Annotated in this window: 7 protein-coding genes; 2 read left to right on the plus strand and 5 right to left on the minus strand. The window is 32.2% G+C overall.

The window, feature by feature from the left end; all coding sequences use genetic code 11:
- Positions 1 to 20: 20 nt before the first annotated feature.
- Both ACYEKI_RS08070 and ACYEKI_RS08075 read right to left on the minus strand, forming a co-directional pair.
- Positions 21 to 2,795 carry a CHAT domain-containing protein gene (locus tag ACYEKI_RS08070; RefSeq protein WP_459210669.1) on the minus strand — a complete coding sequence of 925 codons (2,775 nt, stop codon included), beginning with the start codon at positions 2,793 to 2,795 and terminating at the stop codon, positions 21 to 23.
- Positions 2,796 to 2,881: 86 nt separating this feature from the next.
- Complete coding sequence (locus ACYEKI_RS08075; RefSeq protein WP_459210670.1) at positions 2,882 to 4,228, minus strand: S8 family peptidase; 1,347 nt, start codon at positions 4,226 to 4,228, stop codon at positions 2,882 to 2,884.
- A gap of 81 nt (positions 4,229 to 4,309) precedes the next feature.
- On the opposite strand from ACYEKI_RS08075, the gene ACYEKI_RS08080 reads away from it, so the two are divergent.
- Positions 4,310 to 4,870: an RNA polymerase sigma factor gene (locus ACYEKI_RS08080; protein ID WP_459210671.1), complete on the plus strand. Its 561-nt coding sequence runs from the start codon at positions 4,310 to 4,312 to the stop codon at positions 4,868 to 4,870.
- Positions 4,855 to 5,670 carry a tetratricopeptide repeat protein gene (locus ACYEKI_RS08085; RefSeq protein WP_459210672.1) on the plus strand — a complete coding sequence of 272 codons (816 nt, stop codon included), beginning with the start codon at positions 4,855 to 4,857 and terminating at the stop codon, positions 5,668 to 5,670. The genes ACYEKI_RS08080 and ACYEKI_RS08085 overlap by 16 nt, the downstream gene beginning before the upstream one ends.
- Positions 5,671 to 6,583: 913 nt before the next feature.
- Here the strand turns inward: ACYEKI_RS08085 and ACYEKI_RS08090 are convergent.
- The 3 genes from ACYEKI_RS08090 to ACYEKI_RS08100 form a co-directional block, all read right to left on the minus strand.
- Positions 6,584 to 8,617, minus strand: a complete 2,034-nt coding sequence (locus ACYEKI_RS08090) for an immunoglobulin-like domain-containing protein (protein WP_459210673.1) — start codon at positions 8,615 to 8,617, stop codon at positions 6,584 to 6,586.
- Between the two features lie 146 nt (positions 8,618 to 8,763).
- Complete coding sequence (locus ACYEKI_RS08095) at positions 8,764 to 9,651, minus strand: T9SS type A sorting domain-containing protein (protein WP_459210674.1); 888 nt, start codon at positions 9,649 to 9,651, stop codon at positions 8,764 to 8,766.
- Between the two features lie 197 nt (positions 9,652 to 9,848).
- Positions 9,849 to 17,303 carry a hypothetical protein gene (locus ACYEKI_RS08100; protein WP_459210675.1) on the minus strand — a complete coding sequence of 2,485 codons (7,455 nt, stop codon included), beginning with the start codon at positions 17,301 to 17,303 and terminating at the stop codon, positions 9,849 to 9,851.
- Positions 17,304 to 17,354 lie beyond the last annotated feature (51 nt).

Below are 17,354 nucleotides of genomic sequence, written 5' to 3' on the forward strand. Positions count from 1 at the left end.
GTGCTAAAAATAGCACTCCTTTACCTTTTTCTACTTACAAAAATTCGTTTAATCAATAGTATTGCGATTAGAGTGATCACAATTAAACTTATTACTATAAAGTGTGATAACTCATAAGTTTTCACTGTAAGTGCTATTGCTTTCGGACTTCCAGTCAATGTAAATGCTGCCCAATAATATGGTAAACCTCTTGTATATGGATATTTTTTCAAATAGTCAATTTTGGCTAATTGTAATGCTTTTGATTTTGATTTTCCTTTTTCTATATAGAGGTAAAATACTTTTAAAATTTCGTTTCCCGAAGTTTCATTTACATTCCATTGTGATGCCAAAACACTTTTTGCACCATTATAGAAAAAGCCTCTAGAAAGATTCATAATTCCTTCTCCCAAAGCCATCTTTCCTACACTCGTTTTACATGCATCTAGTATCACTAATTCTGCATTATTTTCTATACCATATAACTCTTCTAAGGTCATTCTAGTATCATAAAAAGCTATCCATGGCGTAGTTGTTATCGAATCTATTCCCGCATGGGTATAAAAATGTAAAACTTCAAATGCTTTACTTTTATTCACAAAATTCTCTTTGGTAGCTTTCTCTTTATATAATGTTGTCGAAGCTTTAAACTTACTTATTAATGTTACCGTTTTATTCGTTTCTACTAAAGGTTGAAGTTCTTCTTCTTGAAAGTACTGTGGTGCTATTGTTAATATTTTATGTGTAGAGGCTCTTTTTCTCTTTTGGATTTGCCTAAAAGTAGAAAATGAATGGATATATGAGATTTCTGCAAAATTCACCAAATAGCTTTCAGTTAGCTTTCTTTCCAGATTTATTGGTAAAGCTTCAAAAGGGAAATTAGATAAGGTATGATCTGCCACAATAATCACCTTTTTATTCTTCAGTTTTTCTAATGAGTTATCAAAAGGAAAAAGCCTTTTAAAAACTGTTCTCCCTAAGTTTTTAAACTCCTTTATTTCTTTTGTTTCCAATAAAGGACTCCTCATCATAGCTTTTAATTTAACCAATTCTTCTTGCAATGTTTTAACATTTGCAATTTTAAACAGTATTGTTTCTTTATGATTTACAAATAATCCATATCCGTCCTTTTCGTGGAGAATATATTCAATAAAACAGTTTTCTTGAGTCGTTATTGTTGTATTGACAGCCTCTTTAAGCGAACTAATATTTACTTCTTGTTTTATTTTAACATATGCTGGATAATTTATCTTTATACTATCAATAAAGGATTGGTATTGTTCAAATTCCTTTAGATATAATTCTTTATTTTTTTTATCATTTAAATTCTGATGTAAGTCTTTTTCTTTACGTAAGAGTTGATATGATAATTCATGTTCCCTTTTTAGTATTGAAGATGGAATTTCTAAATCTAATTTTGCCTGAACTGTCTTTATTTTTTCCTGTAAAAGCAATGATTTATTCTTTTCCATAAAATAAAACGCCTCTTCTGGTAATTCTAGCAAATAACATATTTTTACAGCTAGCATATAAGTGTTTACTCCTTTTGTTATCCAAAATAATTTAGATTTCTCTGAATCACTTTGATATCTAATTATTGAAACTAATTCGTCTATTAAATGTACTATAGCTTTTGCTTCATATAATAACTTACGGTCTAGGTTTTCTTCATAAACCATTACATATTGATTTGCTAGATCAATTAAATAAATCAACGCATCATGTTCATACTCTGAAGCTTTTATTTCATCTAGTGTAGGCAATCTATTTGTATCTTTTTTATCATCGTGCCCTAAAATCGTATATAATGCTTTTTTAAAATACGCTATTTTATCTTGAGCTGTGATTTGTGGTAAAAAGTATCCTAAATTATCATATGCCGATGCGATTTGTTCTTTACTTGTAGCGGTTGTTATTACTTCTTTAAAATATAATGAAGCTTTATTGTATCTATGTTGTTTAGCATATAGTATTGCATTATTATTAAGTGTTTTTAAATAGTTTATAGTATCGCCCTTCTTTAAATAATACACTTTAGCTTTTTCATACAATGCTGAAGCTTTATCTAGTTTTCCAAAAGTATCGTATAAATTAGCAAGGTTACTATATGCTATGTATAGTCGTTTTTCTTTTAGTTTTGATGTGCTAAATTGTTCTTCGATTATTCGTTGCTGTTCTTCGATTATCTTTAAATCTTCAATATTTATTTCGGCTATATTAATTGTACTTTTGTATTTTTCGGCAAAGACCGCTAGCATTTCTAGCCTAATTTTATTTTCGTATTTAGGAAATTTTACAATTTCTTCTTTTGATAATCCTATTTTTAAATATTGAAGTGCTTTATAAAAATCACCTTTTTTACGTTCTATTTTTGATAATTCCCAATAGGCATTAAATGTATATATATCTGTGCCTTGATTATGAATTAATGCAACTAATATAGAGTCTTGCTTTGTTAATAGTCCTACTTTTTTAAAGACATACGCTAGATTATTACGACTACTATTTAAAGCTTTTAAATTGATTTTTTTATAATTCTCTCTATACTTAATCGCTTTATAGTAGTAAAAAATCGCCTTTTTAAACGTTTTTATCTTATAATGACTTTTTCCTAATTGATGATATATATCTCCTTTGAGTTGACCATCTAATGTTTGTTCTTTATCTATCAAACTCTCAAAAGCACTAATTCTTTTTTCTACGTTTTTTATAGTCTTAATACTATCAATTTGATCTTTAATAGTTAGTTGTCCAAAAAAGTTTAAAGAATATAGAATACTATACCAGAATAGTACTTTACGAAATAATAAGCCCATTAATGTGTTTGATTTGCCTATACAAAATAGGCTTATTTTTTCAATAAGCCTATTTTAATATTTCTTTTCAACTTTTAATCAGCAGTTTATTCATCTAGTAATATTATTTTATGATACTTTGTCTTCTTGTGTTCATTAAATGTATTAGGTATTGCTGTTCCCATATTATCAAGATACATTCGCGTAGCTTCTGCTGTCAATGAACTGCCTGAACTATTCATTATCTTGGCAACAGCAGCAGCTAATACTGGAGCTGCAAACGAGGTTCCATCTAATTCGTTGTCATAAAAAGGCACCTTCTCTCCTACAGCAAAGAAATCAACACTGTTTTCTCCATAATTAGAAAACGTAGCTATATCGGCCGCAGCATGTTCATATCCTTCATTAGCTAACGAAATAGCATATTCATTGGCTGCCGCTACGGCGATAACATTAGGATAATCATAACTCGAAGGATAGTGTCTTCTACTATCATTATCAGTACCATTATTTCCCGCAGATGTAGTAAAGATAACATCTTCATAAGTTTCTAATAAATTTGCCATAATAGAATCTATAAATTCACCACTACCATCATCATACCATCCTAAACTCATTTGAATAATATCAGCCTTTTCTGCAGCATTTAATGTTCCGCATACAAAATTAAAATAACTAGATTTACCTTTAAAACTCGATACCTTCATTGGCATTATTTGATGGTCTATGTTCAATGCATTAAGAATTTTATGTATTCTATAAGTCACAATCGTTCCATGCTTACCTGGATGATCATCATATGCATTATGATCTTTATTTACAAAATCCCACCCCGAAGCTTCATTATCCACAAAAGGCGCTATTTCTTTGTACAAGAATTCGTGTGGTATCCCCAATTCGTTAAATACAGAAAACCTCAAATCTAATCCTGTATCTAATACTGCAATAGTAACACCTGTATTACCTCCTTTGATATACGGTAAGTAACTTATATCTTCAATTCCTCCTATATGTGATGATTCTGTTTCTATATCAAAAGAAAATTCTAAATCCACTTCCAAAATTCCTTCTCCAGATAATTCTCCGTCTTCATCTGCATCATCTTCTATAATTTCTTTTTTAGGTTCAATTTGTACTCCATTTGCAAACATCCATTTTTCTATAGTTCCACTTTCACAATGACATACTTCATAATTCAATACGTTATAATAATTTCTTAAGGTATCTTTTGTAGCTGCTGTAGTTCCATCTTTATATTGGATAACCAATTCTGTATCCGAATATTTAGGCATATTTTTAGGCGGACCTTGCTTAGGGTCTTCCTTCCCTCCTCTTCGCTTTTCTTGAACATTACTATTAAAATCGTTAAAACTTTTTACCAAAAGATCATCATTATTACATGAAAAAATTAAAAAGAGTGTACTAAGTATGATGAGTTTTTGTATATTTTTCATAGTGTTTAAATTTTTATGATTACACTACATTGGGTATGAACTGCAAAAATATTACCCACTTTTTTTAGTTTAATTAAATCCATGGATACTACCGAAAAATACATTAATGCATTAATTAACGGTAACGAACAAATTATCAAAGAGATATACAAAAAGATATACCCCAAGATAGAATCGTTTATATGTGCTAATAGAGGTCAATCTCATGATGCACTAGATGTATTTCAAGATGGTCTTATGTATATCATCGTTACTCAAAAAGAAAAAAGACGTCCAATAGCTTCATTTGAAGCCTATTTATTTGTGATCTGTAAAAATATTTGGAAAAGAACCTTAAAAAATAGGGTGATAAAAACAGATGTTGTGACACTACCTAATAAAGAAACTGATTTAAGTCTATTTATTTTGGAACAAGAATGTTTTGATTTCTACATAGAAAAGTTTGATCTCTTATCTGATAATTGCAAAGAGATTTTAAGTAGTTATTTTAACGGAATGAGCTATGAGGAAATTTTAAACGTTTATGCTTATTCTACTATTAATACTGTACGACAACGTGTTTTTAAATGTAGGGCAAAATTAATGAAGTTGATTAAAACGGATAATCGATACCAAAAGATCAAAAAATGGAAACAAATTTAACCGCAGCAATGCTAGATAAAATCGAGCAATATATTAAAGGGGAAATGAATGATGCAGATCGAATTGCTTTTGAAGCTTTATTAGCCAATAACGATCAGTTGCAAGAGGAGGTTATGTTACAAAAACAATACTACAGCCTTCATCAAAAGGATTGGAGTATGCTTAAAGATGATCCTGATAATGAAGAGTTACAACAGTTAAAACAAAAGCTTAGAAGCTCAGAATATCAACATTTATCAAATACTATTAAAAAGGCTGGAGCTGACTATATTTCTCAACAAAATAAACCCTCTACATTTAAAAAGTATTATCATTATTTTGCTTATGCTGCTGTAATCGCTATTATTTTTACTATTGTCATTACTAAGCAAAACCCATCACTAGATACCTATTACCACGATTATGTAGAGTGGAATACACTTCCTTCTTTGATAGAAAAAAGTCAAAACGAAAACAATTTTATTAAAGGAGAATTAGCTTTTAAAAGAGAAGATTACACTACTGCCATCACACATTTTAATACCGTTACTGCTGATAGTAAGTTTTATGTATTTAGCTTAATGTATTTAGGTGCTTCTTATGATAAACTCGATCAAAACGACAAAGCTATAGCTGCGTTTAACCAACTTATTTTAACCGATTCTATCGAAAAAAGTAAAGGTTATTGGTTTAAACTTTTAATCCATTTAAAAACTAATAATAAAGAGAAAGCCGTAGCTGTATTACATCTTATTACTGCAAATAAGAATAATTATAAGTATACTGAAGCTCTTGAATTATTAAAAAAGATTGAAGAATAATTCGCTATAAAAGACTTAAATAACAAAAGACTACACGTATAATACATGTAGTCTTTTTACATTTTGTGACCTCGGCAGAACATATCCCGAACCTTTTTTAAAAATTAAATATTGATAATCAAATAGTTAACAAAGTGTTTTAAAGTTGCTTAGCAAAATTGGTATGTTACTTAATAGAGGATTGTATAAAAGCAGTAACAGTTAGATAATCTAATGCTCTACTATGGCTATAAGAAACCTTCAGACTTGACTCATAATCCAAAGGTCACAGGTTCGAATCTTGCTTCTGCTACTTTAAACTTTAAAACCCTGTAAAGCATTAATTTAAGAGGGTTTGTTAATTTTTGCTAAAATTCTATATTTTTGTTTAAGTATTTGATTTTATTACAATAAAGAGTTCTATAAGTCACAAAACCCTGATTAGGTTAGTAGGGAAAATCTTAAATAAAATGGATTAAAACCAATAGTTGTTTTTAGACAAATATTCCAGTTAATCTAAAGAGGAAGAATTATATATTTTTCAATTTGTCTACCGTTAATAATTTGTGTCAGTTAAATTTATAAAAAAACTGCCTAAGTTTATTTCAAGCAGTTTTCGTCATAAACTGCTAATTATAATTGATATAAAGCCTTTTAATTCTCTATATAATAATTAGCAATTCTTTTGATTATCAAATCAAGCAAAAGATAATCGCAGTATGATGTACAACATCAATCCGTAAAATACTACTAGGGTAATTGTTAGCCTATCTGTTATATTTTCTATGTTCATATTCATTTGGTTTAAATCAGCCTTTATTTGCTGAATTTTTTTAATTTTTTAGGTTTCATAGTTCTGAGGTTTTCCATGCCTATCAAATAGTTATTACTTCTCTTTTTCACAGGCAGTATCCATAGGCAATTATTAGCTGGATTATCTCTTCACAACTCGTTTTACTGCATTTCCTTTATTTGTAAAAATATGTATCAAGTAAACTCCTGATCTGTACAAAGACATATCAATACTATTGTTATTAGTCTCTAGTATTTTTTGCCCTGTTATAGCATAGATAATTACTTTTTCAACTTCTTTCGAAATGAACAATTTATCTGAGGTTGGGTTTGGATATATTTCTAAAATTTCAATTTCATTCTCTTCAACATTAAGAATGGCGGATACATTTACTGTTCTGGTTATTTCTGCCGCTACATTTCCCGCTGCATCCATCACATTATAAGTTATCGTATAGGTTCCCTCTACAGAGGTATCTACAGGGTTTACTACAACAATATTAGCTGTAATATCGCTATCTAAAGAATCAAAGGCTGTCGCACCTGCATCTATATAAACTTCTCCTTGTGCTATTTCTATTGGATTATCTCCGATCAAAGTAATTATAGGTAAAGTAGTATCTACAACGGTTACCTGTCTAATGACTTCAATTGCAGCATTTCCAGTAGTATCACTTACATTGTAGGTTACTGTATACACTCCTGGTACAGCAGTATTTACTGGATTTATGGTAACTATGTCTGTAGTAATATCTCCATCAAAAGAATCACTGGCCATTGCTCCTACGTCGGAATACGTAGTTCCAGCTTCTATAGTCACAGTTGCATCTCCAGTTAATATAATGACCGGTATTGTAGTATCAGAAACGGTTACTTCTCTGGTTACTTGTATTGCATCATTTCCAGCTGCATCACTTACATTATAAGTTACTATATACAATCCTGGTACAGCAGTATTCACTGGATTTATGGTAACTATATCTGCAGTAATATCCCCATCAAAAGAATCACTTGCCATTGCTCCTACGTCGGAATACGTAGTTCCAGCTTCTACAATCACAGTTGCATCTCCTATTAAACTAATTACAGGAACAGTTGTATCTACTACGGTTACTTCTCTGGTTACTTGTATTGCATTATTTTCGGCTACATCGCTTACGTTATAGGTTACTGTGTATATTCCTGGTACAGATGTATCTACTGGGTTTACCGTAACAATTTCTGTAGTGATGTCTCCATCCAAAGAATCACTTGCTGCAGCTCCGGCATCAGCATAGATACTTCCTGCTTCAACAGTCACTGCCGCATCTCCTATTAAACTAATTACAGGAACAGTTGTATCCACTACGGTTACTTCTCTGATTACTTCTGCTGCAGCATTACTAGCAGCATCATTTACGTTATAGGTAACAGTGTATACTCCAGGAATAGACGTGTCTACTGGGTTTACCGTAACAATAGCTACCGTAATATCTCCATCTCTATCATCTAATGCAGTAGCTCCTGCATCAGAATAGGTAGTTGCTGCCTCTACTGTAACAGCAGCGTCTCCAGTTAAAGAAATTACTGGTACGGTAGTATCAGGAGTAGCTCCAGAAGAATCGAAGGTATCATTGGTAATTTGTACTCCTGGGTTGTTTGTGCAATCAGGTAATCCAAAAGTTGCAGGCCCACAAGCAGTAAAGAACTGATCTAAAAATACAGCGCCAGTTTCGAAAGCAACTGTTGGCTCTTCATTGATATCTTCATACTTAATTTTTATACTGAATAAATGTTTAGCAGTACCGGTAACATTGTTTGCAGTAATGGTACCACTGCTTAGTCCTAGTTGAAAGGATGTAGATACTCTAGAATTTGTATTGTCATTAACGATAAAAGACGAGTAAGCAGGGAAACCGCTATAGGTTTCTGCTAAGATAGAGCCATCAGGCTGTAAGTATTCAAAATTTCCGCTACCATCTATGTTTTCACCAAAAGCAGTGGTATTGTAGGTGAAATAAATTTGTCCGGATCCTAACTTGAAATCAATAGAAGATTCAATATAAACATCAGCTTCATAAAAATCATCTGTTCCATCATTGGTGTTCCTAGCATTCTGAAACGTAAACGTTATGTCCTGCGCACCAACCACGGAGGTAAGAAAGAAACATATAATCAAAAAGGTAATTTTTTTCATCGTTTTTTAGGTTTAATGTGTTCTAGCTATTTTGAAAATTGCTTGAAATTTGGGCAAACAGATCTCTATTAGCTGCGCTATGAGGAAAGAGTAAAACGTAGTACTGCAGCTAATAAGAGGTTACTATGTTGCCTGTTATCTCTTAGTTATTCTTTGATCAACTTGTAACTCTTCCGGGAGTTTTGAGTGTCTATTTTTACAAAGTATACACCAGTTTGTAATTGTGAAATATTAATAGTGTTCTCTAGTGAATGACTAGGTAGTATTTGTACCAATTTGCCATTGATATCTGTAATATGAATATCTGTTTCTATATTACCCAATCCTTGTATTAAGAAATATTGTTGAGCTGGATTGGGGTACATACTAACTACTGCAATATCTTGCTCTTCTACACTTAAGGTTTGCAAGGAAGCACCACTAGAATCATAGGTGTCATTTACCAATTGCACACCAGGTAGGTTAGCACAATCAGGAAATCCTGCCTTGTCACCTGTCTTAAGCATACTTCCACATGCAGTAAAAAACTGATCCTGATATACTGATCCTGATTCATAAGCAACCATTGGATCTTTGGTGACATCTATATACTTTAACTTTACATGTAATAGAGGTTTAGCAGTAGTGGTAACATTTTCTTTGGTAATGGATTCTGTACTAACTCCTTGTTGAAAGGTGAACGATATACGATTATCTGTGTTATCGTTTTGAATAAAACTTCTATATGCAGGAAGTACATAATTTTCACCTAGGATATAACCAGGTTCGTATGTATATACTATTCGATTATTTTTAAAAATACTAGTTCCAAAAGCTTTAGGATTATAGGTTAGATAGATTTGTCCAGATCCTAACTTGAAAGCTTCAGAGCTTTCGATCATGATATCAGCTTCATAATAATATTCACCATTATCAATTGTGTTTTGAGCATTGTCAAAAGTAAAGTGAATATCTTGGGCACTAACGATAAAGATGGTGAAAACAGCTAGTATCAATGTGATCTGTTTTGTATATGTGTTATTTGTTAATTTCATAGGTTTATCTATTAAGGGGGTATAAAGTTTTTATATGCTTTTTATATTCATATAAACTCCAATGCAATAGTACATATGATGGTTTGATAAACCAATAAAACAAGGGGGTGCATATTGGGGTGCAAGGTTGTATCCTCTTGTTTTATTGGTGGTTTTGTCAATATGTGTGCTATAAAAGTTATGCATTTAGTGTATGGTTAAAACTGTTCCCCTTTTCCAACATTAGGATTCATTAGGTTATTGATGTCAATATTTTGGACCTGACCATTCATATCTATATCAGCATTGTGGTAGCCAGAACCTCCCAATAATTGAATCACCGAATTGATATCAGAATTCTGGATCTGGCCATTTTCGTCAAAATCTCCAGAAATCATGGCAACAATCCCGTTACTCATTCCAACAACAGCGTTTGCTCCTCCAGCAATAGCAGTACTAGAAGTGAAATCAACAGTCGCAATAGTACTTGATAAATTGATAGCAGAAGAGGACATAATACTTAAATGATTTCTATGTTTCACCACTATGTAGTAATTACCATGACTAACACTAAAAGATAGTGGAGTACTTCGATCATTGGTTGTTGCTACAATATCACCATCACGTTGTAGAACCCCTGACTGTTGAGCGACAACGATACTTACATCATTAGCATCTCTTAATTCTATCCAAGCCCAATCTATCATTGAATCTGCTCCAGCGTCATCTAATTTTATAGCATCTGAAATGGTAGCACTGTCAGAGTAAGGACTCATTGTAGGTAGCAAGGTATTAGCTCGTAGATCATCGCGCATCAGGCTTTCTTCCCCAGAAGTCGGATTGCTAAACGCTCCTTGAAGAAAAACATTGATAGCTAAGGATACGTTACACGAAACTTCATTAAAACTAGTATGATCATCAATATTTGTCCAATTAGTAGTACTATACATAACATCATCTACCAAAACACAGGTTAACAAGTCATTATCTTCTGCATCAAATGAGTGGATTATACCATTGTTTCCATTTTGAATGTTTAAAGATGTAAGCTCATTATCAAAAACAGATACTTTCTCTAAACTTATGGCACTAGAAAGGTCTAAACTTATAAGAGCATTAGAATATGCTGATATATTCTCTAGATTTACTGCACCTTCAAAGTCCAAATGAGCGAAATTATTTTCATTACCAATAAACGTTACCAAATTGGAAATACAAGCAGATAGATCAATACTTGTTAAACTATTTCTTTGAATATTTATATACTCTAATACTGTAGAATTAACCGAAGTGATGCTTGTGAGTCCACTATTTACTACGTACAAATCAGTTAAAGCAGTATTGGTCACTAGGTCTAAGGTTGTTATGAAATTGTTACTTAACACAAGTTCTTTTAAAGCTGTATTATTGGTTAGATCTACTACTGTTAAATCGTTTCCACTCAATCGTAATTCATACAACAAAGTATTATTGCTTAAGTCAATACTTGCAAGACTGTTATTACTGATATGTGCAGTTTCTAGTAAGGTATTGTTGGATATATCTATACTCGTCATACCTGAATTATAGGAACAACGTAAATCCGTAAGTGCTGTATTTTGTGTCAGATCAATGGATGTTAATGACATCGCATCTAGTCTTACAAATTCTAAAGCAACTAGATTAGTTAGATCAATACTTCCTGCATTGTTATTCCCTATATCCAAATACGTCAAGCCAACAAAATCTTCAATACCTGTAAAATCAGTTATAGATTGGCCATTTACAGTTAACGAAGTAACGCCTTCAATTAATGCTGTTGGCACTTGTCCATCACCAGAAATATCGTCATAACCAAGAGCTTCTAAACGTGCTTCAAAATTCGCATCTGGAATGGCGGTATAATTGCAGTAGACTTCACTAAATACTAAACCACTTGGAATATTTGTCCAGTTTGTGGTACTATAACTAGAATCGTCAACTAGAACACAGTTCAGATCAGGGTTGTTTTTAATTTCAAAAGTTGTAACATTAGTATTATTACCATTTCTAACATTTAAATTACTTAAGCTTGTATCGTGTGCCCAAAGTTTTTCTAAAACACTTTGATTACTTAAATCTAAACTTGTAATACCTGTATCATTAACACGTAATGTTTCAAGTTTATTATTATTAGTTAAATCCAATGATAAAACATTTGTTTCATCTACACGTAGTGATCTTAATTCAATATTATTAGAAAGATCTATAGAGGCTAGAGATGTTCTATAGGCTGAAAGTATTCTAAGTTCAGTATGAATACTCAAATCTAACGTTGACACACCAGAGCTATAGGTGTATAATTCTCTTAATTCAAGATTATTACTCAGATTTAGGGTGGTTAATCCACCATTTCCTTGTACCCAAAGATCTCTAAGGTCTGGATTATTAGATAGATCTAAAGAAGTAATTGCATTAGAACCAATATTTAAATTTCTTAAAACAACATTTTTAGATACATCGATTGAAGACAGATTATTACTATTAATATATAGATGCTCTAGTAAGGTGTTTTGACTCACATCTAGAGTAGTAAAGTTATTTCCTCTAGCATTTAAAGTTACCAGAGCAGCAAAGTCCTCTATTCCAGTAGCATCATTAATCCCTAGATCATTTAAAGTTAAACTTGTTACTACCTCTATCAAAGCTGTAGGTACCTGCCCATCACCCGAAATATCGTCATAACCTAAAGCTTCTAATCTAGTCTCAAAAATTGAATCAGGAATTGATGTGTAATCGCAATACGTATCGCTAAAGCTTGTTGTAGCATCTATAAGCGTCCAGTTGGTCGCACTCCAAGCAGTATCATCAACCAAAACACAGCTTAGATTAGGATTATTGGTTACATTAAATAGATATGAAGCAATATTGGTATTATTGCCATTCTGCATATTTAGGTAACTTAAGTTTGCATCTTTGGCATTCATCGTAATTAAGCCCACTTGATTCCTTAAGTCTAAGCTTTGTATACCTGTATCGTTTATACGAAGTTCGGTAAGGCTCGTATTATTTGATAGGTCCAATACCGTAATATCAGTAGTGAACAGGCGTAACAATTCTAGCGCTGTATTCGTGGATAAATCTAAAGATGATAATGGCGAGTCATTAGCTTCCAGATTTCTTAAAAGCGTATTGTTTGTGGTATTTAATGCCGTAATATTCGTTTCAGAACAATCAATTTCTTCCAAAAGGATATTATTACTAATATCAAAATTGGGTAGATTCGTATTTCTTTGAATATACAATTGCTTCAATGCAGTATTATTGGATAGATCAATAGTGCTTAAATCATTAGAAAACAGATACAGGCTTTCTAGTAAGGTATTATTGGATAGGTCAACTGTTGTTAAATTATTCTGAGCCGCATTGAAATATGCTAGTTGTATATTTTGAGTAATATCAATTGTAGTCAGATTATTCCCATTACAGTTTAAGTAGGTCAAAGCAACAAAATCCTCAATACCTGTTAAATTATTAATATTCTTGCCATCTACATCCAAGCTTGATAATACTTCAATAAAAGCAGTTGGTACTTGTCCATCTGCTGAAATATCGTCATACCCTAAAGCCTCTAACTCAGCTTCAAAATTGGCATCTGGAATAGCAGTGTAACGACAAAAGGTATTCGTAAAAATTGCAGTACCATCGATATTTGTCCAGTTGGCAGTACTCCAGGTAGTATCATCTACAGTAATACATGTCAATGACGGATTGCCTGTGGCAATAAAATCTGCATTAGGCATATTGGTATTGTTTCCATTTTTAACGTTAAGGTAAACCAAACTGTTATTTTCACATTCTAAGCGTACTAAAGCTGGATTGTTGGATACGTCAAGGTGACTAAAACTATTATCTGCAATTCTTAACTGGGTCAACGCTGATAAATTAGAAACATCTATCGTATTGAAATTAACACGTTCAATAACGATAACTTCTAATAAAAGGTTTTGAGAAACATCTAAAGCTGTTAATCCCGTATCCTGAAAATATAAAAACTTAAGATTAGGATTGTTACTGATATCTATATTCGTCAAATTTGAGTTGCCTCTTAGATTTATAGTCTCCAATAATGGATTGTTTGATACATCTATTGTGGTAAATAAATTGTCTCTAAGATTTATAAATGTTAGATCGGAATTTTGACTTACATCAATTGTCATCAATTGGTTGTAACGCCCTTCGATAGAAGTCAAATTTGAAATTGTACCTAAATTTAAATTGGTAATACTATTATTATCAAAGTTCAACGTTTGAAGGTTTGTATTGCTACTAAGATCTAAGCTGGTTAATACATTGGTATCCAGATTTAAATCCGTAAGTGCGACGAAGTCCTGAATCCCAGTTAGATCTGCAATATTTTGATTACTGATGTCTAACGTAATTACTGGTGCTACTAAAGCAGTTGGTATTTGTCCATCATTAGCAATATCATCATAGCCTAAAGTATATAATGCAGTTTCAAAATTTGCATCAGGAATGGCTGTATAATTACAATAAGTGTCACTAAAACTCATTGTACCGTCGATATTCGTCCAGTTTGTCACACTGTAAGCTGCATCATCTACCAACACGCAATTTAGATTTGGTGTGTTATCAGCGTGAAACTGCGTGAAGTTTGTATTATTTCCATTCTGGACATTTAGAAAATTAATGGGTGAATTATCTACATAAACGTGTATTAGACTGCTTTGATTAGATAAATCCAGCTTGTTTATATTGGATTGATTTACTCTAATAATTCTTAAGTTCAGATTATTACTTACATCTAAATCTGTAATTCCTGTATTATCTAATCGTAATTGATCTAACTGTATTAAGTTTGAAACATCTAATGTTGTTAAGGAACTATTGTTGTATAACTGAACATTTTGTAATAGTGGATTATTACTAAAATCATAACTCACAACATCTGTATTGTATGCTTTTAGTGTTGTTAAATCTGGATTATTACTGGTATCTAACACAGTAATATCATTATATAAAATATCTAATCGCTTCAGCAAGTTATTATTAGAAATGTCAATTGAGGTTAAGTCATTCGCTCCAATAATTAAAGTTTCTAATACAGTGTTTTGAGATAGATCAATATTGTTAATATTGTTTGCGTTAGCTGTTAATTCAATTAATGCTGCATTGTTAGAAATGTTCAAGGCTGTAAGATTATTAGATTGGCATTCCAAAATCTGTAATGCTTTAAAATCTTCTATTCCTGTTACATCCGAAATACTTTTATTGCTTATATCTAATGCTATTACTGCTTCTATTAAAGCAGTAGGGACTTGTCCATCACTAGAAATGTCATCATATCCTAGAGCTTCTAATGCGGCTTCAAAATTTGCATCTGGAATTTGTGTGTATATACAATATCCTGAATCTTGAAAAGTTGTTATAGGTTCAATATCTGTCCAATTATTTGTACTATAAGTCGCATCATCAACCTTAACACAAGGTATTGGTGTTCCTACAGTTTCAAAAGTTATAATGTTTGTATTTGTACCATTTTGCATGTTTAAACCTGTAAGCGTCGTAATATTTTCTGCGTATACATATTTTAAGGCTGTATTATTAGACAGATCTAACTCAACCAAACTAGTACCATCAATTTCTAAACCAGTTAAATTAATATTTGTACTTAAATCTAATGTTGTAATATCAGAATTCTCTAAGTCTAAAGAAGTTAAATTTGTATTTGTACTTGTGTTTAGTGAAGTAAGACTACAATCTACACACATAAATTCTATTAACGCTGTATTATTAGAGATGTCTAATGAAGTTCCTGAATATTGTATTCTAAAGTCCTCGAGTGCTATATTGTTACTAACATCTATTGAAGAAAAGTTGTTATTTCCTTGTCTAATCCAGAGTACTTTTAAAGCTGTATTATTAGTTAGATTAATAGCTGTTAAATCATTACCATTGGCTTTTAATTCCTCTAGCGCAAGAAAATCTTCAATACCTGTTAAATCTGCTATTCCTTTATTACTAATATTTAAAATAGTAATTACTTCAATTAAAGCAGTTGGTACTTGTCCGTCACCAGAAATATCATCATATCCTTGAGATTCTAATTCGGCTTCAAAATTAGCATCTGGAATAACTGTATAAGCAGCTTGATTTACGGTTACTCTTCCTAAATCTAAAACACACGAACCTTTATTATATCTTGCTTTCAGCTCATATGAACCTACTCCAAGATTAGTTATTATACCGGTTAAGGCATCATCATTAAATGTATATGGAAAGGATGTTCCTCCATCGATACTAAACTGAATTTCAGTTCGTGTGGCTTCATCACTAAAATTGAGCGTTATCGTTGCATTATTTTGACCAACAAAAGCTTCTGTAACTGCTGTAACCGAAGCGGTTGGAGTTACGGTACTTGCCAAAGGAACAAAATGAATTGCTCCAGAATTTGAAGGCGAATCGTCTTCATTTTGCCCTATTAATAGATATGGATGAGAAACTGCTACCGCTCTGTTTGAGAATTCATCCCATCCTCCTCCAGAAGTTAATTTACTAAGTTGTGACCAGGTATTGGTTCCATCATCTTTAAATACATAAACCGCATCACCATTGATACTTCCATCTCCCCATGTACCTACATATAAAAATCCATTTTCTATAACTACATCTGTTCCAAAACGCTGATCTGTAAAACTATCTTTATCTGTATTTTGAACTATCACTCTATTGGCATCCAAATAATCACCATTACCATCTGCTTCATAAACATACACCCTTCCTTGGTCAGCAGCAGTTGTAGAAGATACTTCAAAATTATATGCCCCAATAGCTAAATAATCTCCTTCTACACTAATACCAGAGCCAAAGGATTCTGAAGTTTGTGTCCCTCTTAATCTATGTGTCCTTGACCAAGATCCATCATTGGCTTGATCCCATATTTGAACAGATCCTGCTGATGCATTACCCACAGAAGAATAGTCTTGTGGTCCACCTACATACGCACGACCATCTTTAACCAAAACATCATATCCAAATCGCGCTCCAGAATAATTAGATTGTACTTGAGGCTCCAACTTAGTTTCTGTATAGGTAAAGGTATTGGTTCCATCATTTTCATATAAATAGGCACAACCTCCTACACAGCCATTTCTAGCTCCAATTAAAATCAAATTTCCTTCTATTGAAACGGATTCTCCAAAACGGTCTCCAGAACTTCCATCACCTGGTTCAAAAATAGCTACCTCAGTCCAAGTACTAGAACCATTGTATTCAAATAAGTACGCAGCTCCGGTATCTACTGCCGAAGCATTAGTTTGAGATCTTGCACCAACTACTAAATAATTCCCTTCTATCGCTATAGAATATCCAAAATTATCACCTGCAAAACCATCACTAGCTGTTAGGGTTGTTTGTTGTGTCCAGTTACCAGCCCCATCATTAGTATATATATACACTTTACCAGCTGCAGTACCGTTGGCACGTGATACTGTAACTGCTACATTACCATCTATAGCAACACGTTCTCCAAATCGATAGTTTGAAGTAGCATCACTAGCCTTAATTTTTCTTCCTCCAACTTCTACTGTGGTAAATGTTCCTGTAAGTTTAGTTTCGTCTAAAGAACAATCTGTTTGTGCTTTTGTACATATTGTAGTAAGAAAAAGGAATAGTAAGAGTAATTTTAACTTCATACCATATAGATTTTGGGGTTAATATTTTTGTTTTTTTACGAAGCGGTTTAT

Source organism: Aquimarina rhabdastrellae (assembly GCA_947387485.1).
Taxonomy (GTDB): Bacteria; Bacteroidota; Bacteroidia; order Flavobacteriales; family Flavobacteriaceae; genus Aquimarina.